Annotated in this window: 16 protein-coding genes; 2 read left to right on the top strand and 14 right to left on the bottom strand. The window is 39.6% G+C overall.

The annotated features are described in order from the left end of the window. Nucleotides 1-49 precede the first annotated feature (49 nt). From N0M92_RS21230 to murQ, 10 genes are all read right to left on the bottom strand, one after another. Nucleotides 50-787 (bottom strand): GntR family transcriptional regulator, encoded by a 738-nt coding sequence (locus N0M92_RS21230; protein WP_260287689.1) that lies wholly within the window; start codon nt 785-787, stop codon nt 50-52. A 128-nt stretch (nt 788-915) separates the two neighbouring features. Beyond that, a complete protein-coding gene (locus N0M92_RS21225; RefSeq protein WP_192205229.1) occupies nt 916-1,782 on the bottom strand; it encodes a MurR/RpiR family transcriptional regulator in 867 nt (288 codons plus the stop codon). A 25-nt stretch (nt 1,783-1,807) separates the two neighbouring features. Then, nucleotides 1,808-2,704 (bottom strand): N-acetylglucosamine kinase, encoded by an 897-nt coding sequence (locus N0M92_RS21220; protein WP_260287688.1) that lies wholly within the window; start codon nt 2,702-2,704, stop codon nt 1,808-1,810. 34 nt (nt 2,705-2,738) lie between these two features. Continuing rightward, the gene (locus tag N0M92_RS21215; protein WP_260287687.1) at nt 2,739-3,848 is read right to left on the bottom strand and encodes a DUF871 domain-containing protein; all 1,110 of its coding nucleotides are present in this window, start codon (nt 3,846-3,848) and stop codon (nt 2,739-2,741) included. 15 nt (nt 3,849-3,863) lie between these two features. Continuing rightward, complete coding sequence (locus N0M92_RS21210) at nt 3,864-4,193, bottom strand: PTS lactose/cellobiose transporter subunit IIA (protein ID WP_260287686.1); 330 nt, start codon at nt 4,191-4,193, stop codon at nt 3,864-3,866. An 80-nt stretch (nt 4,194-4,273) separates the two neighbouring features. After that, nucleotides 4,274-5,620: a 6-phospho-beta-glucosidase gene (locus N0M92_RS21205; RefSeq protein ID WP_311202589.1), complete on the bottom strand. Its 1,347-nt coding sequence runs from the start codon at nt 5,618-5,620 to the stop codon at nt 4,274-4,276. Nucleotides 5,621-5,660: 40 nt separating this feature from the next. Further along, entirely contained in the window at nt 5,661-5,945 is a 285-nt protein-coding gene (locus tag N0M92_RS21200) for a hypothetical protein (RefSeq protein ID WP_192205233.1), read from the bottom strand. A 70-nt stretch (nt 5,946-6,015) separates the two neighbouring features. Beyond that, nucleotides 6,016-7,305, bottom strand: coding sequence for a PTS sugar transporter subunit IIC (locus tag N0M92_RS21195; RefSeq protein ID WP_260287685.1), 1,290 nt, complete (start codon nt 7,303-7,305; stop codon nt 6,016-6,018). Nucleotides 7,306-7,354: 49 nt separating this feature from the next. Further along, complete coding sequence (locus tag N0M92_RS21190) at nt 7,355-7,660, bottom strand: PTS sugar transporter subunit IIB (RefSeq protein WP_061463755.1); 306 nt, start codon at nt 7,658-7,660, stop codon at nt 7,355-7,357. Nucleotides 7,661-7,701: 41 nt separating this feature from the next. Beyond that, nucleotides 7,702-8,586: an N-acetylmuramic acid 6-phosphate etherase gene (murQ, locus tag N0M92_RS21185; RefSeq protein WP_192205235.1), complete on the bottom strand. Its 885-nt coding sequence runs from the start codon at nt 8,584-8,586 to the stop codon at nt 7,702-7,704. Between the two features lie 330 nt (nt 8,587-8,916). Here murQ and N0M92_RS21180 point away from each other — a divergent pair, with 330 nt between their 5' ends. Both N0M92_RS21180 and anmK read left to right on the top strand, forming a co-directional pair. Then, nucleotides 8,917-10,527, top strand: a complete 1,611-nt coding sequence (locus tag N0M92_RS21180; RefSeq protein ID WP_260287714.1) for a glycoside hydrolase family 10 protein — start codon at nt 8,917-8,919, stop codon at nt 10,525-10,527. Between the two features lie 161 nt (nt 10,528-10,688). Then, nucleotides 10,689-11,849: an anhydro-N-acetylmuramic acid kinase AnmK gene (anmK, locus tag N0M92_RS21175; RefSeq protein ID WP_260287683.1), complete on the top strand. Its 1,161-nt coding sequence runs from the start codon at nt 10,689-10,691 to the stop codon at nt 11,847-11,849. Between the two features lie 332 nt (nt 11,850-12,181). Here the strand turns inward: anmK and N0M92_RS21170 are convergent, their stop codons facing one another. The 4 genes from N0M92_RS21170 to N0M92_RS21155 form a co-directional block, all read right to left on the bottom strand. Then, complete coding sequence (locus tag N0M92_RS21170) at nt 12,182-13,621, bottom strand: NAD-dependent succinate-semialdehyde dehydrogenase (protein ID WP_260287682.1); 1,440 nt, start codon at nt 13,619-13,621, stop codon at nt 12,182-12,184. Continuing rightward, a complete protein-coding gene (locus N0M92_RS21165; RefSeq protein WP_260287681.1) occupies nt 13,618-15,006 on the bottom strand; it encodes a hypothetical protein in 1,389 nt (462 codons plus the stop codon). The genes N0M92_RS21170 and N0M92_RS21165 overlap by 4 nt, the downstream gene beginning before the upstream one ends. 14 nt (nt 15,007-15,020) lie before the next feature. Continuing rightward, the gene (locus tag N0M92_RS21160) at nt 15,021-16,172 is read right to left on the bottom strand and encodes an iron-containing alcohol dehydrogenase (RefSeq protein WP_260287680.1); all 1,152 of its coding nucleotides are present in this window, start codon (nt 16,170-16,172) and stop codon (nt 15,021-15,023) included. A 130-nt stretch (nt 16,173-16,302) separates the two neighbouring features. Further along, complete coding sequence (locus N0M92_RS21155; protein ID WP_260287679.1) at nt 16,303-17,907, bottom strand: sigma-54 interaction domain-containing protein; 1,605 nt, start codon at nt 17,905-17,907, stop codon at nt 16,303-16,305. Nucleotides 17,908-18,440: the final 533 nt, after the last annotated feature.

The following is an 18,440-nucleotide window of genomic DNA, read 5'->3' as shown; positions in this document are numbered from 1 at the left end:
CAGATTAGTCATTTTTGCTATTATTATTATTTAAAAGTGGGATTCTGTTTTATATTACTGGTGATATACGCTCCAAATTAATTCTGAATTTATATCGATCTGCACGGTAGACAGTTCTGACAACCCCAAGGGGTCGATTCGTATTCAGGATAATTCTTCGTTCTATCAGCAATATAGGGGAACCTTCGATTACCTCGAGCATTTCCGCCTCTTTTTTTTGAGCGATGGAGGCTTCAATTATCTGTCTGCCATGCTGGATTTGTAAGCCGAAGGTTTTTTTAACATAGTCATGTATGGAACTCACGGCCATTTCTTCCGTTAGATCCGGGGCAATATCTTTTGAGATGTATAGCCTTTCAAATGCCATCGGCAACTGATCAGCAAGCCTTACACGTTCCAGTTCGAAAATTGGAGTTCCTTCTTCAACCTCAAGCTTTGCAGCAAGTTCATGATCAGCATTGACCTCTGTAAAACTGATGACTCGTGTACTTGGTTTATGCCCTCTTGATATCATATCCTCTGAAAAGTTTGTTAATCCTTGCAAGGGCTGCTCCAATATTTGTTGGGCAACGAATGTTCCTTTTCCGCGCTGCCTGTATAAATAACCGCCATTTACGAGGTTAGAAATCGCCTGTCTCACCGTCATCCTGCTTATTCCATATTTTTCAGTATATTCTTTTTCTGAAGGAATCATCTCTCCTGGTACCAATTCAAGACATTGAATCGCTCCTTTAATCTCCTCTTCAAGTTGATGATAAATGGGACTCTGGGAATTCTTTTGGATCATTTAGCGTACATCTTCCTTTCATCGTGATGTAAATTTTACAAGGCATCCTGTTCGGAAACATCTCAAGCTAAAATTCCGTTCGATGATCCCTATCCATGCTAATAAACACGATAAGACAAGACTTTTATTTAAGTATCCAAATTCCTTTTTGTGAATTTCAATACCGATTCCCTTGAACGTTCAATTTCATTTTTATTTTCATTATAGAATTTTGAAACGTACGCATAGAAAATAATGCTGACCGTTAGAAATTGTGCAAAAAGCGAACTTGTTGCAGCACTTCGGAATTTTGCCTCAGGAGCACGTACATGATTTAGGGACATATCAACTTTTTTAGTTAGCCCATTGTTCCCCAATCGTGATAAACCAATTGTTTTAATTCCATATGCTTTAGCAATATCAACGAGTTCCAGAACTTCTTCAGTTTCGCCACTATTGGAAATACAGAAAAAAACGGTATTCTTTGATGATGCAGCGAGTGCTGTGGCCGTAATATGCGGGTCTTGATTAGCACTTACAATCTTTCCTAACCGTAACCATTTCTGTGTAATATCTTCAGCAACAAGCCATGATGCCCCTAATCCATAAACATAAATCACATCTGCACTTCTCATGGTTTCAATGATATTGTCAAGAACGGTCTCATCCAAATAATGTGCCGTTTCCTGTATAGCTTGGACAGAGTTGGACACTATTTTATTTTTGATGGACGCTATTGTTTCATTAGGCTCAATATCATGGAAACCTTTTTTCTCCGGTTGGGAAATCAGTGATGATAGGGATACCTTCAGTTCTGAAAAACTGTTAACTTTTATTGAATGACAGAATCTCGTTACTGCAGAACTGCTGGCATTGGCATGGTCAGCTAATTCATGTATCGTCATTCTTATAATATCTTGTGGATTTTCTAAGATATATTGGGCAATTTTCCTTTCTGAATTAGGCAACTGGTTCAATAAACTTTCAATTCTCAATAAAATATTTTCAACGGGCATATGGTTTACTCTCCTTGATCTTTACTTACTTTAACTGCTTCATTGCTATGTAGTAACCACCCAAGGTAGCTGATACGTCATCCAAAACAAATTTCACATTTGGTTTTTCAAGTTTAATATGATTGATGAAAGAGCTTTGCACCAATGGTATATTTGTCAATATGCTACCTTTTATTGCAATTGTAACATTCTCACTTAACTTTAACTTCTTGATAACCTCAAGCGTTTGTTTTGAAAGGTGGTACCCGGCCTGATTCAGAATATTTTGCGAGAAACCATCGCCCTTCTCCGCATGTTGGACAATTAGGGGAACAAACGCGGCAATCTCGGATTTCGTGGCGAAATAAATGAATTTCTTCAGTTGCATTACACGATGATAGCCAAGTTTTTTAAGTATTGTCTCGGTTAAATGGCTATATTCATATCCCTCATCCTCTTCTTTCGTCATTTTTATAAAAGCCTGCATGGCGATCCAGTAGCCACTTCCTTCATCCCCAAGAATGTGTCCCCAGCCTCCAGCTGATTTCTCGATACCTTTATGGATGCCGATACTTAAAGATCCAGTTCCGGATATGGTCAAAATGCCATCATTTCCTTTTAGTAAAGCAGCATGTGCGATAATTCCATCATTTACAATCGTGAACGGGACATTAAATGCCTTGCTTAATGCACGTTTTATGCCCTGCGGATTTTCAACTCCTCCATACCCGGCTAAACCTAAGCAAATGTAATGGCAGCTTCCATTATCAATAGGGGTTATGCATTGTTCAATTGCCTGTATAATGTTAGCGATGGCTTGTTTTTCATTTATAAGCAGGTTACCATACCCCGCTTTGCCTACACTTATTTTATTTCCCTTTAAATCATAGGCCACTGCTTCAGTTTTAGTGCCACCGCCGTCAACACCGATAATATAATTCATATCATTCTCCTATTCAGTAAAAAAGGGAAGGAAATTACCCTTCCTTCCCTGAAGATTCTCCATTAACATTGAATTGGAATTTCCCCCATGGTTCCAAATAATCGAGGAGAAAAATTTCCTCTTCCGCTATTCGGCCAACTACATTTGTTTTCCCCGAATTCTTCATTTCCTTCAATGCAATCTGCAGTTCCCCTTTATATTGTCCATAGAGCTCATTTTCAATTAAAATATCACCGCGTCTAATATCAGGCGTATATGTTGGTTTAAATTCTTCACCCTTATATTTCACGCGTGATTGAGTCGAGCGAATAAGGTAATCGGAAACATCACCACGGTAAAAATGGAATTCTTCCAATACTATTTTTTTCTCTAAAGCAGTTATGGTGTCGTGAAGGTTAACATTAAATGTTAACCGACCGCTGTTTAACAGGCTAAGCTGCTCCAATTCATCTTCGGATGCGTAGGCATTTGCAATAATTACATCATCAATCAACCCTGTCGCATACAAGTGTTTCGCTTGTGTCGTAATGGGCAATTCCCGGTGCATTTCCAATGTACATAATCCTTCCATTATAGGCCAAGGTCCGTACGTTGCTGCATGAGAGCTTATGAAAGCTGCCGTGCGGATATTATACATTTTGAATGACTCACAGCATTTTATAAAATGAGGATAGCTCAGCCCTGCATAGCGATGAGGATAGAAGTTATGCGAACCTATTAAATTCTCTTTATTTGGTTTGTAATCGATAATATTTTCTAAATATTTTGTTGCATTGCTCATATTTATCTCAATTTTGAGACCATATGGATTATGTGTCATAATCGACTCTTCGTTACCTGTAAAGCCCATGTCCAGCCTGATTCCATACGCACCTAATTCTGCAAAAAACGATAAGTCATTATAAGAAATGCCTAGCGAACCGAATACTCGGGGAGCAATATCGACCATCACTTCCATATTCAATTGATTGGCATAACGAATCGATTCTTTAAATTCTTTTAAAATCTTCTCTTTGTCACCTTCGACGGATAGCAAGCAAGTAAAGATCTTTTTGAATCCATATTTGTGTGCAAGTGCAATGTATTCCATGTCTTTTTCAACGGTTGAATGCTCTGGATAGATAGAAATACCGAGTTTACCCATTATTAAATCACCTCTTTACTGTTGTGGAGCTAGCTTTTTTACAATGCGAATCATATGTTCAATTAGCTTTTGTTCACTCATTGCCGTCATCAAATGATCCTGAGCATGAATCATTAATAATGTTTTCTCACTTGGAACTCCATTCAATTCTTCTTGAATCAGTTTGGTTTGTGTTTTATGGGCCAAGTTCAATTCCTCCTGACCCTGTTTAATTAGATCCTCTGCCTTTTCAAAATTGAATTCTTCCGCTTCTTTCAGTGCGTCGAATGCTAAACCTCTCGCATTTCCACTATGTGATATTATTTCAAAAATTTCCATTTCGTTATTGTTCATTTCAGTTGACATATCATTACACTCCTATTTTATGTTAGATTTTGAAGGTTCATTGGAATACTGTAATCCAAATTTACTGTTTAAAACACCATTCACTTGATGTTCGGTATAGCATTTTCACTGAAAAATCGTGGTAAATATTCTTGATGCGCTTTTAAAAGTTTTTGTAAAACAATTTCCGCCAAGTCATCACTTGGAATAAGCGGGTTAATCGTTAAAGCTAATAACGCTTTATCATAAGAACCTGTAACGGCTGCCTCAGCACCAATTCTTTCAAATGATTTGATTTGTTGAATTAAGCCAAGTACTTGTATGGGTAATTTCCCCATAGACAAAGGAATTGGTCCATTTTTGGTGACGATACAACTTACTTCGACTGCTGAATCATAATCTATATCCGTAAGCGATCCTTTGTTTTGTACATTTAGCACTTGTATGTCTTTTTTATCATTATAAATGGAAGAAATGACGTTACACGCTGCATCACTATAGTAAGCTCCACCACGTTGCTCTAATTGTGGAGGCTTGATGTCAAGGGTTTCATCCTTGTATAGGTCAAACAAACCTTCTTCCAGTTTTTTCACAACTTCTGCTCGAGTTTCCCCAGATTTGAATGCTTCCAACTCTTCTTCTAAAATCGTTTTTGTTTTGTAATAATAACGATGGTACGGGCAAGGCACCACTCCTAATGATTTCAAAAATCTTCTGTTCCAAGCCAATGGGGCAATATTCTTCATCGTCAGTTGAATTTCAGGATTGCCAAGCATTTCAAGCACTTTATCCGTGACTTCTTGATCATCAACGAACACATGCATCCCGAATACCATATGGTTTAACCCGGCGAAATCCATGTGCACTCTCTTCATATCAACACCAAGCATGTTGGAAATAGACATATGCATATTAAATGGAACATTACATACCCCAATGACTTTTTTATGCTTGCTGTAGCGGAGAAGGGCTTCCGTTACCATCCCAGCTGGATTTGTGAAATTAATTAACCATGCATCCGGGCAGAGCTCCTGCATTTCTTCTGCAATTTCCAGAAGAATGGGGATAGTTCGTAATGCTTTGGACAATCCTCCTGCGCCATTTGTTTCTTGACCAATTAAGCCTAATTCCAATGGGATCCGCTCGTCCTTGATTCGTGCATCAAGTAAACCCACTCTCATTTGCGTTGTGACAAAATCGGCATTTTGCAAGGCTTGACGGCGATCTAACGTTAGATGTATTTCCATTGGAAGTCCTGCTTTTTCAACCATACGCTTTGCTAATGTTCCTACAATCTCCAGTTTTTCTTTTCCTGCCTCAATATCCACTAACCACAGTTCTCTAATAGGCAACTCCTCATATCGTTTAATAAAACCTTCTATTAATTCTGGTGTATAACTGGAGCCTCCACCAATCGTGGCAATCTTCAACCCGTTTTTCATTTCCATTCCCCTAACACCTCATTGTAAGCTAATCTGAATTCTTCATTTATTTATAGATGATTGCATAACAAACCAATGCGCTTACCGCTAATAAAGACAAGAATAATAGTGCTGCTTGTTTCTTGTTTTTAAACTTACCTTCAACAAAACAAACAACCATCGTCAATCCTGCGCTTATGGCAAAGGTATTTCCCATGTATAGTGATAATTGTTCATTTATCTCAAAGGCATCCATTAATCTGTTAAAGATAAAATTAAAAACAAGAATGAAGCTAAAAAATAGAAAGGCACTTTTGTAACTAAAAAAGTGGATTCTGGAAGTTGAATTCATGTTCTTTCCCCCTCTCAATTCATAAAAGGAGTTTGGAGCATTTAGTCCCAAACTCCCTTTTAGGTATTCCTTATAAAGCGATATTTTTATGATCCGTTGTTTCTACCATGTTTTCCTGCGCTAAAAGCTTTTTATCGTACATCTTAAAGAATGGCAGATAAATAATAACGGAAATGGTTAAATTCACCACCACTAGAACAATGGCTCTCCAATCACCGCCTGTTGAAAGGTAGGCACCTATTGGAGCGGGCAGTGTCCAGGGAACCATTACATAAGTCGGGTTCACCAGTCCGATGGACGTTGCTATATAGGCAAGTGTTGCACCAATTAGCGGTGTAATGATAAATGGAATAATCAGTACCGGGTTGAGTACAATCGGCATCCCAAAGATGACAGGTTCATTGATGTTAAAAATGCTTGGTACAATTGTTGCTTTCCCCATTGCTTTACTATAGGTGGACTTTGCCGTTAAGAGCATGGCTATTACTAAACCCAATGTTGCACCAGACCCGCCAATCCAAATAAACCATTGGAAAAATGTTTCAGGAGCGATGTGGGGAATTGCCTTTCCAGCAGCAACCGCAGCAGAGTTATTCCCCAAGTATACTTCCCAAACCGGACGAGCTACGGCACCTACGACTGATACGCCATGAATACCAAATGACCAAAAGAATGTAATCAAAAATACTGGAATTAATACACCTGGCAATGTATCTCCTGCACTGATGAGTGGTGCAACCGCTTTATCGACAAGTGAGTGTAAATCAACAGCAAAAACGACTGTAATTAAAGTCATAACAAGCAGTACAATTGAAACTGGTATTAATGCTTCAAATGAACGGGCCACTGAAGTTGGAACAGAATCCGGCATTTTGATTGTGATATTTTTTGTCTTACAAAGACGTAAAATTTCGACAGCAAAAATGGATACAATCATTCCTACAAAAAGACCATGGCCGCCTAGATTTGTCATTGGCAGAACAAATCCCACATCATCCATCGTCTTTACACCAATTGTGAACAAGAAGGCTGCTAATGATAGTAAACCTCCAGATAGCGGATCAAGTTTATAGCTTTGAGATAAACTGTAGCCTATACCAAAAGTAATATATAGCGTCATGATGAACATCGTTAATCGATATGGTATTAAAATTTCAGCTATATGTTTTGCAGACCATTCACCTAATGCAGTATCTGCTGCAACGGGCGGAAATGCGATGATCAAGAATAAACTGCCAAAGATGATGAAAGGTAACGCAGAAACCACTCCATCCCGAATTGCGCGTAAATGTTTTTGCTCAGACAATTTAGCCATAGGTGTTGAAAGATTATTTTCTAAAAAAGCTACAAACTTGTCCATTCGTGTTTTCCCCTTTTACGTTTAGTGAAAAGAAATAGTAATTAGTTTATTATTTTGCTAGTTCCGTTACCAATTTTAGTAGTTTAGGTCCGCCAAGAGGGCTGTAAGCTTGGGCTGGTATGGCTTCACATGGGACGCCCGCTTCATCTGCCGATGCCTTAAAGCCATCGAAACGATGTTTGACTTGCGGAGCTACCATTGCAACATCCCAGCCATTTCGTACTTCCGCATCAAATTCTTGAGTGCCGACTGCCAATACTTCTATGGTTACACCCTGTTTTTCCCCTTCCTTCTTTAAAGCGCTTACAACGATTGCACTAGACATTCCACCTGAACATACGAATAATACCTTCATTCTTTTTTCCTCCAATTTTTTTATTTTTTTTATAAAAAGCGTTAAATCGTTTTTCTTATGAATCCTTGTGCCTTCACTAAACGATTTGAGGCTTCTTCATATGATACATTCGTTAAAATCATGACAATTGCAATCTTAGGCTGGGCATGTGCCTTTTCTAAAAATTCGCCTGCAATTTCATAGCTACAGTCAGTAGCATCCATGATAATACGTTTTGCACGTTCAACTAGCTTTTCATTAGTTAACTGTAAATCTACCATTAAATTTCCATAAACTTTTCCAACTCCAACCATTGAAGCGGTGGAAAGCATGTTACATACTAACTTTTGCGATGTTCCAGCTTTTAAACGTGTAGAACCCGTCAGGACTTCAGGCCCGTTTACAACTTCAATCGCAACTTTTGCAATCTTACCTATCTCAGAACCTTTGTTACAGCTTATCGACACAGTTCCTGCACCAACTTGATTGGCATATTCCAATCCAGCAATAACATATGGAGTGCGACCACTGGCTGCAATGCCCACTACGACGTCCCTGTTTGTTAATTCGATTTTCTTCAAATCTTCAGGACCTAATTCAAAACTGTCTTCAGCACCTTCCACTGCCTTAATGAAAGCCTTCTCCCCACCAGCTATAAGACCCACTACTTCACTAGGATCGGTATTGAATGTCGGGGGACATTCTACTGCATCCAATAATCCGATGCGCCCGCTTGTTCCTGCACCCATGTAAATTAATCTGCCGTTTTTTTTCATGGCTTCGACGATCATCTCCACGGCTTTAGAAATTTGCGGAAGTTCTTTTTTTACACAATGGGCAACTTTGATGTCTTCTTCGTTCATTACCTCTAAAAACTCAAGTGTTCCCATTTCATCCAAACTCATGGTCTTTTCATTACGACGCTCTGTCGTTAAATGCTCTAGCATACATATCATCCTTTTTTATTTCAGTGGTGAAAGTGGTGAAACTTTTTTTAACTATAGAGAAATATATCATTATTAAAAATTAATTTCAATATTGTGTATACATTTTTAAAAATTAATTTTAAAATAAACGGAGATAGCTAAATGATTATTATCTTTCTACTAAAATTGGAATGTAAACTGACTAGCCATCTTATGAACCAAACCTCCGATTCTTTTTATTGTTTAGATCATATCTCACTATTCATATGTAACAAATTCATATATTCATTATTTGTTAACGCTTACAAATAATTAAATATAACTATTTAATGAAATGAGGTTTTACTATTGATGAATGAAAGAATTACAAAGACAAGATTTGGTTCACTGGCGCTAGCCGCTTTAGTGGGAGGATCACTTCTCCTTCCATCCGATTTGATTGCACATGCAGAAACGGGGACGATCCCTCAGCAAACTACTTATGTAAAACAGGAACTGCGCGCAACTTGGATTGCAACTGTGTTAAATATTGACTGGCCGTCCAAACCAGGTTTATCCATATCAGCACAGAAAGAAGAATTCATAAAATATTTGGATGAACAAAAAGCAATGGGGATGAATGCTGTCGTTATGCAAATCAAACCAACTGCAGATGCTTTTTACCCTTCTGAATACGGTCTTTGGTCAAAATATTTAACAGGAATCCAAGGAAAAGATCCTGGGTATGACCCTCTTGCATTCATGGTAGAAGCAGCACATGATCGTAATATGGAATTTCATGCATGGTTTAATCCATATCGCATTACTATGCCTTTAGGTAAGACAGCTGAATTATCGGATATTGATAACCTTCCAGAATCTCATCCTGCTAGAAAGCACCCTGATTGGGTCATACCTTATGGGCAACAGTTGTACTTTGACCCAGGCATTCCTGGCGTACAACGGTTTGTGATCGATGGAATAATGGAAGTTGTTAAGAATTATGATATTGATGCAGTCCATATGGACGATTATTTCTATCCTTACAAGATTGCAGGAGTACCTTTCCCAGATGAAATTTCCTATCAAAAATATGGAGCAGATAGATTTACAAATGTGGAAGATTGGCGAAGGGATAATGTAAATAACCTTGTTAAGAATATAAATGAAGAAATCAAGACAGAAAAATCATATGTGAAGTTTGGTATAAGTCCATTTGGAGTTTGGCGCAACAAAGCAGTTGATCCCACAGGATCTGACACTGCCGCTGGACAAACGAATTACGATGATTTATATGCGGATACCAGGACGTGGATCAATAATGGATACATTGATTATATTGCACCTCAATTATATTGGAATATAGGATTGCCAGTAGCTGACTATGCCAAACTTCTTGATTGGTGGACAAAAGAAGTCGAAGGTAAAAATGTTCAACTCTATATTGGACAAGGAGACTATAAAATTAATACAGAGTCCAATGGTGTCCAAAACTGGTTCAATCCCGAAGAAATGCCAAACCAGTTAAAACTGAATCGAACATATAAGGAATTTGATGGAAGCATGCATTTCAGTGCCAAAGATTTACGGAAAAACCCCCTTGGGATTGCGGATCGTTTAAGTGAGGATATTTATAAGCATCCCGCATTGGTTCCTGCCATGCCTTGGATCGATGATCATGCCCCAAAGGCTCCAAAGGTGAGCAAGGCAACACAAGCAGGAGATGGAATACAATTTGAAATTTACGATCACAAGCAATCAGATGCATCCTATTATGCCATTTATCGTTTTGATGGGAAGAAAAAAGGAAACATAGAAGACTCAACGAACTTACTTGCCACAGTGCATAAAGAAAATAAACGTCAACTATATATTGACGGCAGTGTAGAAAAAGGAAAGACATACACATATGTTGTGACTGCCTTAGACCGAACCCACAATGAAAGTAAACAAACTAAACAGATTAATATAAAGGTAAAATAAACTTCAAGAAATAGCTTTACGGTTCAAGAAGCATGTCAGTTAACAATGGACATAAGTTATATATTAAACAATATGTTAGAAATGGTCTTAACTTAGTACCATTTACTGTTTCATATGATGCTAAATTGGGATATAAAAGAATCGAAGTAGGTGGAATGACGATGTACATAGTTGGATTAATGTCCGGAACATCACTGGATGGAATTGATGCCGCACTTGTTCAGGTGAATAATTGTGGACTCGTGACTGAAATGGAAATGATTGAGTTCATGACATGCCCTTTTCCAAAAGATATTGAAAAAGAAATTATGCAGTCTTTATCTGCAGACACATCCAATGTTCAATTAATATGCAGTTTGAATTTTAAATTAGGAAAATTATTTGCCAATGCGGTAAAGGAAGTTTGTCATAAAGCTGGATTTCCCATTAATAAACTGGATCTTATTGGATCCCATGGACAAACCATTTACCATCAGCCTTTAAAGGACCAAAATTATATACCCTCCACTTTGCAAATTGGGGAAGCCGCAGTAATTGCTCACGATACAAACACACTTGTTATCTCAAATTTTCGTACGATGGACATGGCAGCTGGTGGACAAGGAGCTCCTCTTGTTCCTTTTACCGAATACATTCTTTATAGAAGTGAAGGGAAGGGAAGATTACTTCAAAACATAGGGGGCATTGGGAATGTTACTGTCTTACCCAAGCAAGCATCTCTTGATGACATGTATGCTTTTGATACAGGGCCTGGGAATATGATCATTGATGAAGTATGCCGCCAATTGTTCAATATAAGCTATGACGAAGGTGGTAACATAGCTAAACAAGGAAAAGTCAATGAAGAACTTTTATCTTATTGCATCAGTCATCCTTATATTATGAGCCGTCCACCAAAATCAACTGGCAGGGAATTGTTTGGCAAGGAATATGTAGTAAAACTATTAAAGATGTTTGAATCACTTCCAAGTCAAGATATTTTAGCAACAGTAACGATGTTTACAGCAAAGTCCATTGTGGAGAACTATCGAAATTTCATCTTTCCAAAAACCAATATTGAAGAAGTGATTATTGGCGGCGGTGGAAGCTATAACGAAACGTTATTAAATATGATTCAATCACTGCTTGGAAATTCCATACAAGTCTTGACTCAAGAAGATTTGGGATACTCTTCCGAAGCGAAAGAAGCGGTGGCCTTTGCATTACTTGCAAATGAGACCTTCCATGGTAATACAAGTAACGTTCCCAAGGCTACCGGGGCTGACTTCAATGTCATCCTTGGAAACATGACCTTCCCTCCTTTACATCGGATTAGCAAATAAACATAAGATAAAATAGGTTTAATAAAAGCCTCCCTTCCTCCTTGGATTTCTTAGGGGGTTTTTTCATTTGATCCGTTATAAATTCACTATTATGGCAATCACCTAGTATGATAGCGATGCCCCCCGTACTTAACTGTAAATGGACCACCCACTTGGTTTATTTATTCTAAAGCAGCTATTTGAAAAAAATAACGTCACGATTGGATTTTCCATTGAAGGTATGTATGCTTTTTAACCATTGGAAAAGAGCAGAAGGCACATCAATATTTGATGTGCCTTCTGCTCTTTTTGAATACCTGAAAATCATGGGTGGACTATTCCATTCTATTTATTTACTGGCCTAGCAGCATAGAGACATACTTCACTTCTAAATATTCATCCATGCCGTAGTGTCCCCCTTCCCTGCCTATACCACTTTCCTTCATGCCTCCAAATGGTGCTTGGGCAGTGGATGGGGCACTGTCATTAATACCGACGATTCCATATTCAAGATTATCCGAATAGGTAACTGCCTTATTTAATGACTCTGTATACACATAAGCTGCCAGGCCAAAATTCGTGTTATTGGCCCGATCAATCGCCTCTTGATCGGTTTTGAATGTACTGACCGGTGCAATTGGCCCAAACGTTTCTTCCTGCATGCACAGCATATCATCCGTTACATTGGAAAGTATGGCTGGTGCGATAAAATAGCCTTGTTCTTCATCGACTTTTGCGGTTTTATAGATGATGGCCCCTTTACTTGCAGCATCCTCTAATTGATGTTGGACTTTTTCAACTGCGGCTCCATCTATCAATGGACCAAGGTCGGTCCCTTCCATACCATTTCCAACCTTCAAAGTTAAAATGGCTTCTTTAAAAGCTTGTAAAAACGGCTGTTCAATTGTCTCATGGACGAATATTCGGTTCGCACAAATACATGTTTGTCCCGCATTCCGGAATTTCGATTGAATCAAACCGTTTACTGCTTCTTCGATATTCGCATCTTCAGCAATGATGAACGGAGCCAATCCACCGAGTTCAAGCGAGACTTTCTTTACAGTTTCTGCCGCCTTTTTCATTAAATGTTTCCCTACAGGAGTGGAGCCAGTAAATGTGATTTTTTTAACACGTGAATCATTCATCCAGACGTCTGACACATCTCCCGGTTTTTGTGTTGTCACAATATTTATCACACCGGCCGGAATGCCTGCTTCCTGGGCACTTTCAACTAATAGCAAAGCGGTCAAAGGTGTTTGTTCCGCTGGTTTGATGACCACGGTACATCCTGCAGCAAGGGCTGGCGCCACTTTCCTCGTGATCATGGCAGCAGGAAAGTTCCACGGGGTAATGGCAGCGACGACACCGACTGCCTGCTTTTGCACTAAAATACGTTTTGAAGCAACAGACGCTGGAATGATCTCCCCATAGTTACGCTTTGCCTCTTCAGCAAACCATTTCACGAAACTTGAAGCATACTTCATTTCACCTTTTGCTTCGGCCAATGGCTTTCCTTGCTCCAGTGTCATGATCGTTGCGATTTCATCCAGCCTGTTCTCAATGATCGTGTACCACTTCTCAAGTAATTCCGCCCTATGGTAAGTACTGGTTTTCGACCAAGTCAGAAAAGCAGCTTGAGCTGCATCCACAGCAGCCTTTGCCTCTTTTTCGTTAGCGTCCGGAACATAACCCACAGGCTCCAATGTTGCTGGATTTTCCACTACAAAATGACGCTCTGTTTGAACTGGTTCTCCTTTTATATATATTGGCCATTTTTCCACTACTTTTTTCATCCTGCTTTAATCTCCTCTTCTTCTACATGATCTGTAAAAGTCTTATCATTCTCGCCCTTGAAAAAGTCCTTGCCATATAGAAGGACACATAATAAAATTCCCGCTGCAAACGCCATTCCAGCACCTTTTATTACAAGGATGGCAGCAACGACCCCTGCAATTCCCAGGTCGCGTTGGCTCTTCGCCTGCATCACACCGACGCGTACGCTAACATATCCTTGAACCAAAAGCGTTAGGGCCAAGGCCACACCGAGAATTGGTTCAACCAAGCTGACTACCGGCAATAAGAATAACCCTGTATTCGTACCCCAACGGAACGAGCCAGCACCGCCGAAGAAAGAATTCATGGCTTTCTTGCCATTCTTGAACCTTTCCACAACCACTACCTGCATGGCTGCCCACAACGGACCGCACATCGTTATATCAGGTCCGATAAAACTCATGATCACATTTCGGCCGCCAAAAATTAAATGGGCTCTGTTTGGATTATAGTCCACTTTTTCATCTTCCCTGACCTCATCGGATTCAGAAAGCAACGCTTTTGTTTTCAGCACATCCCCGAATACAACTAAATAAGTGGCAAAAACAGCTGGAATCGCACTTAAAAAGAAGGTCAAAGCAGGGAAACCTAAACCGAACACAGTATAGTCCGACCAAAGCGTAGCAAAGTCGGGACTGCTGAATCCCCATTGAATATCAGGCCATTTTGCTTCACCAAAAATAGGGGCTACAATGACCGCAAGCAAGATTGCTGGCAATATCCCTAAATTGCCTATGAATACCCAAACTTTATTTCGCATTTTTAACTTTCCGAAATTTTTCGAAAAAAGCAAGTAAAAGGCAAATCCGATACAAATGCTTATTGTATATGGAAATAAATCGAACTTTCCACCCACTTCGAAAATGGATACGACAGCACCAATTCCTGCCCCTAAAATGATGCCTGATTTAATTGCATTCGGCACTAATCGTACGACCTTACTGGCAAGTCCGGTCATTCCAAGCACTATCGATAAAATACCTAATGTTAATTGAAAGGCAACGAGTGCATAGACCCGATCAGGTCCTTCCGGAAATTGCCCGACGAACAATACAAGCAGTGGAACCGCAGGTGTAATCCAACCTGGTATAACTGGGTCCCCAAGTAAATGATGTGCTAAATATAATAATCCATTCAAGACAACGACGGCCAGAGCTACATCAAAAGGCATCCCCAGATGGTCTGCAATCAGTGTAATCGCCCCAAGGTCAACTGTACACATCAATAACCCTTGAACATAGTCAGGCCACTCGAAACGATAATGGACAAATGGAAATCTAATCTTAAAAGGTCCCGCAGGTATATACGATGTCTCATCTCCGTAGCGACGGTTTTTCCATTTCATATTGTTTCCTCCACTTAAAAGCCATAGGCTGAACGGTAAATTTTTTCGATATCCCGAACGTTTAATGCACGGGGATTATTGCGAAGTAAACGGACTTGTTTGATGGCCTCAGCAGCCATTTCACTTAAAGCCGATTCAGGAATGTCAAATTCTCTTAGTGACTCAGGTATATCTACGTAACGGCATATTCTGGTCATCGCTTCTATAGCTTTATCCGCTGCCTCATCGTCATTTAAATGATTGACTTTCTCTCCAAGTGCTTCAGCAATGTCTCGGAACCTTTCCAAACATGCAATTTTATTCCACTTCATGACAAATGGCAGTAATAATGAATTGCTGACTCCATGTGATAGATGGAAGCGGCCTCCAAGAGGATAAGCTAAGGCGTGGACAGCTCCAACACCTGCATTTCCAAAAGCTAACCCTGCCATTAGGCTTCCCGTGATCATGGCTTCACGTGCTTCCAGATTATCCGGTGCAGCATAAGCCTTTGGTAAATTTTTTGCGATTAACTTCATGGCACCAATTGCCAAAGCATCTGTAACGGGCGAAGCAAATTTGGAAATATAAGCCTCTACCGCATGGACAAGTGCATCCACTCCGCTCGCAGCCGTCACACTTGGCGGGCAAGTCAGCGTCATGACAGGCGATACGATCGCTACATCCGGTAAAAGATATGAACTAACAATTCCCTTCTTCACCTGTTCTTTTTTGTCCGATAAAATCGAAATATTCGTCACTTCTGACCCGGTACCGGCCGTCGTCGGTATGGCTATTAAAGGCAGACCCGGAACTTCAATCAAATTCGTACCGAAATATGTCTCGATGCTACCTGAATTTGTAGCCATGACGGAAGAGGCTTTCGCAATATCCATCGCACTACCCCCGCCTACCGCAATCAATCCATCATGATTTCCCTCCCTGATAGACCGTACACATAGCTCAACGATTTCAATTTCCGGTTCAGGATTCACATCCGAGAAAATACCGTATACTGATGAAAGTAAATCCTCAACCTTTTGCACTACTCCGGCATCCAGTAAAATTTTATCTGTAACTATCAACGGATTCTTCATCCCTAATCGCGTGACCTCATCAGTCAGCTGCTGTAAAGAATCTGATCCTGTCACCAATTTGTTAGCCATTGAAAAAATAGAAATATTCATGGTCATCTCCCCTTTCATGTATTTACTAATGCAGGAATCATGCCAAAGTGAAAACGCTTAATTTATAAGGGGGATAGCCTTTTTTTCGTGATAACAATAGAAATTACGATTAGAAATCAAATCAAAAAAACTAATCCGATTCGTTTTCTAATCGAATGTGAAATTTTTTCATTTTTTGCACTAAAGCGCTTTGACTGATATCCAACGAGATGGCCGCAGCCCTTGTAGTCCCATATTTTTTCATCGCATTCAGGATCAGGGATCGCTCCAGCTCGGAAACGGCATCCTTCAATGAATGTTTTGTAGGTTTTTTTGATATGACCGGCTGGATGAAAGATGGTAAATTAGGCAAATCAATCGTATCGTCATAAGTCGTGACGACCAGTCGCTCTGCAAGGCTCGCGAGCTCACGTATATTACCAGGCCACGAATAGTTCGTCAGCCATTCATAGCATTCCGGTGTCATCTTTTTCTTTTCATTATATTTTTCATTGAATTTTTTCAAATACATTTCTAAAAGCGGGATCGTTTCTTCCTTTCGCTGGCGTAAGGGCGGGACTTCAAATGATACGATATTAAGCCGGTAATATAGATCTTCGCGGAAAGACCCTTCTTGAACGAGCGAGGCAAGATCCCGATGGGTGGCTGTAATCAACCTGACATCCACCTCTTTCATTTCGGTAGAACCTACTCTCATGAACTTATTTTCTTCTACCACTTTCAAAAGTTTTACCTGTAACTCTAAAGGTAAATCCCCAATTTCGTCCAAAAATAACGTGCCACCATTCACTTTCTCGAAAATCCCCATTTTCCCATTCTTAAGGGATCCGGTAAATGCCCCTGGTTCATATCCAAAAAGTTCAGATTCCACCAAGCTCGCAGGGATCGCCCCGCAATTTAATTCAAGGAAAATTTTTTCCTTCCTGGAGCTTTTGGCATGTATGTACTTGGCGATTAAACTCTTCCCTACTCCCGTTTCCCCCTGTAACAAGATCTTCGCATCCGTTTTAGCTACTTTATCTGCCAGTTTAAATAAGGGAGTTGTAGAAGGCCCAATGATTATTTCTTGTAAATTGACCTGTTCCGAGCCAGGCAATAATTGTGAAATAGGCTGGAAAGATAGTTTTTGACTGTCGATCGTGTACTTCATCCGGATTAATTCAGTTATATCCCTTACACTATTTATGACAAATATGACTTCGTTCTGTGGCGATAGAATAGGTGTCGCCGATACGATAATCTTTCTTCCATTTCGGATTCTTTGCGTCAAAGTAACTTGATTCTTCGTCAGGATAGAGTCCAATGAAGCCGAAACGGATATCATACCCTGTTCAATTAAATAGCTCATCGGTTTTCCGATAATTTCCTCTTCTCTTATTCCGGTAATACGCTGATAAGCTTGATTGATAAATAATGTCGTTCCAGCACCATCCGTGATATATACGCCATCATACAGGGCATTAAATACAACCCTGCATAAATCACTCTCAAAGAATGCTTGAAATTGTTCATAAGGTATGGAGTAATTGCGTAAATTTTGCAGTGGTGCATTCACAGTAATGAAATGGGAAATGGGCTTCGTCAAATCACTCTGCTGCACTGCCGCAGATAACGCCTCTATTGTCAAAAATCCGATGAAAACTTCTGAATCATCCAAAACTTCCACTTCTGTGCTTCCTATGGGAAAACATGATATTGCTTCCTCCACTGTCATATCCGAATAAAACTTAGTCATCAATATCCACTCCTAACCTGATCCCTTTATGATACTATGTATAAATGCTAAACCGATAAAACAAATCCATCCATATATGCTATTTCTGATAAAAGCGATAAATATGCACCGGAATGACACTTTAATCATACCAATGGTGTTTTTTATGCTCAAATCCATTTTCAATCACCAAAGGAAAAATCCCCCTTTTGTTGTACGAAAAAGCCAGGTCCTTTGGATCCTCACCTCTCCATTATTTGATAGAAACCATATCTAAGGAGTTGAAGGTGTTCATATGTATTCCGACCCTCTTTCCACATATGGCTTTTTTACAATTAGTCCGTTGATTTCCGCTCCAGGCGCTCGCTTTCTGCGGGCGGTCCGGGGCTTTTGAGCCTGTGGGTCTCCCTTGGACGTGCTTTTCTAAGCAGGAGTCTCGTACCTACCTCTCCAATCAACTTTGTTTTAACAGACAGAACTATTTAGACTATAATCTTTTTAAAATAGAAGGATTAAGACCTGAGATGATGAGAATGCTTTTTTTACATATTTCT

Origin of the sequence: Peribacillus aracenensis (assembly GCF_025175645.1) — a bacterium.
Lineage (GTDB): Bacteria > Bacillota > Bacilli > Bacillales > DSM-1321 > Peribacillus > Peribacillus aracenensis.
Note: the sequence above shows the minus strand (reverse complement) of the source record. Positions and strands in the feature narration are given on the sequence as shown.

Bases quoted from the DNA above. Each gene is read 5' to 3' on its own strand.
- N0M92_RS21230 (WP_260287689.1), bottom strand. From the start codon at position 787: ATGATCCAAAAGAATTCCCAGAGTCCCATTTATCATCAACTTGAAGAG.
- N0M92_RS21225 (WP_192205229.1), bottom strand. From the start codon at position 1,782: ATGCCCGTTGAAAATATTTTATTGAGAATTGAAAGTTTATTGAACCAG.
- N0M92_RS21220 (WP_260287688.1), bottom strand. From the start codon at position 2,704: ATGAATTATATTATCGGTGTTGACGGCGGTGGCACTAAAACTGAAGCA.
- N0M92_RS21215 (WP_260287687.1), bottom strand. From the start codon at position 3,848: ATGGGTAAACTCGGTATTTCTATCTATCCAGAGCATTCAACCGTTGAA.
- N0M92_RS21210 (WP_260287686.1), bottom strand. From the start codon at position 4,193: ATGTCAACTGAAATGAACAATAACGAAATGGAAATTTTTGAAATAATA.
- N0M92_RS21205 (WP_311202589.1), bottom strand. From the start codon at position 5,620: ATGGAAATGAAAAACGGGTTGAAGATTGCCACGATTGGTGGAGGCTCC.
- N0M92_RS21200 (WP_192205233.1), bottom strand. From the start codon at position 5,945: ATGAATTCAACTTCCAGAATCCACTTTTTTAGTTACAAAAGTGCCTTT.
- N0M92_RS21195 (WP_260287685.1), bottom strand. From the start codon at position 7,305: ATGGACAAGTTTGTAGCTTTTTTAGAAAATAATCTTTCAACACCTATG.
- N0M92_RS21190 (WP_061463755.1), bottom strand. From the start codon at position 7,660: ATGAAGGTATTATTCGTATGTTCAGGTGGAATGTCTAGTGCAATCGTT.
- murQ (WP_192205235.1), bottom strand. From the start codon at position 8,586: ATGCTAGAGCATTTAACGACAGAGCGTCGTAATGAAAAGACCATGAGT.
- N0M92_RS21180 (WP_260287714.1), top strand. From the start codon at position 8,917: ATGAATGAAAGAATTACAAAGACAAGATTTGGTTCACTGGCGCTAGCC.
- anmK (WP_260287683.1), top strand. From the start codon at position 10,689: ATGTACATAGTTGGATTAATGTCCGGAACATCACTGGATGGAATTGAT.
- N0M92_RS21170 (WP_260287682.1), bottom strand. From the start codon at position 13,621: ATGAAAAAAGTAGTGGAAAAATGGCCAATATATATAAAAGGAGAACCA.
- N0M92_RS21165 (WP_260287681.1), bottom strand. From the start codon at position 15,006: ATGAAATGGAAAAACCGTCGCTACGGAGATGAGACATCGTATATACCT.
- N0M92_RS21160 (WP_260287680.1), bottom strand. From the start codon at position 16,172: ATGAATATTTCTATTTTTTCAATGGCTAACAAATTGGTGACAGGATCA.
- N0M92_RS21155 (WP_260287679.1), bottom strand. From the start codon at position 17,907: ATGACTAAGTTTTATTCGGATATGACAGTGGAGGAAGCAATATCATGT.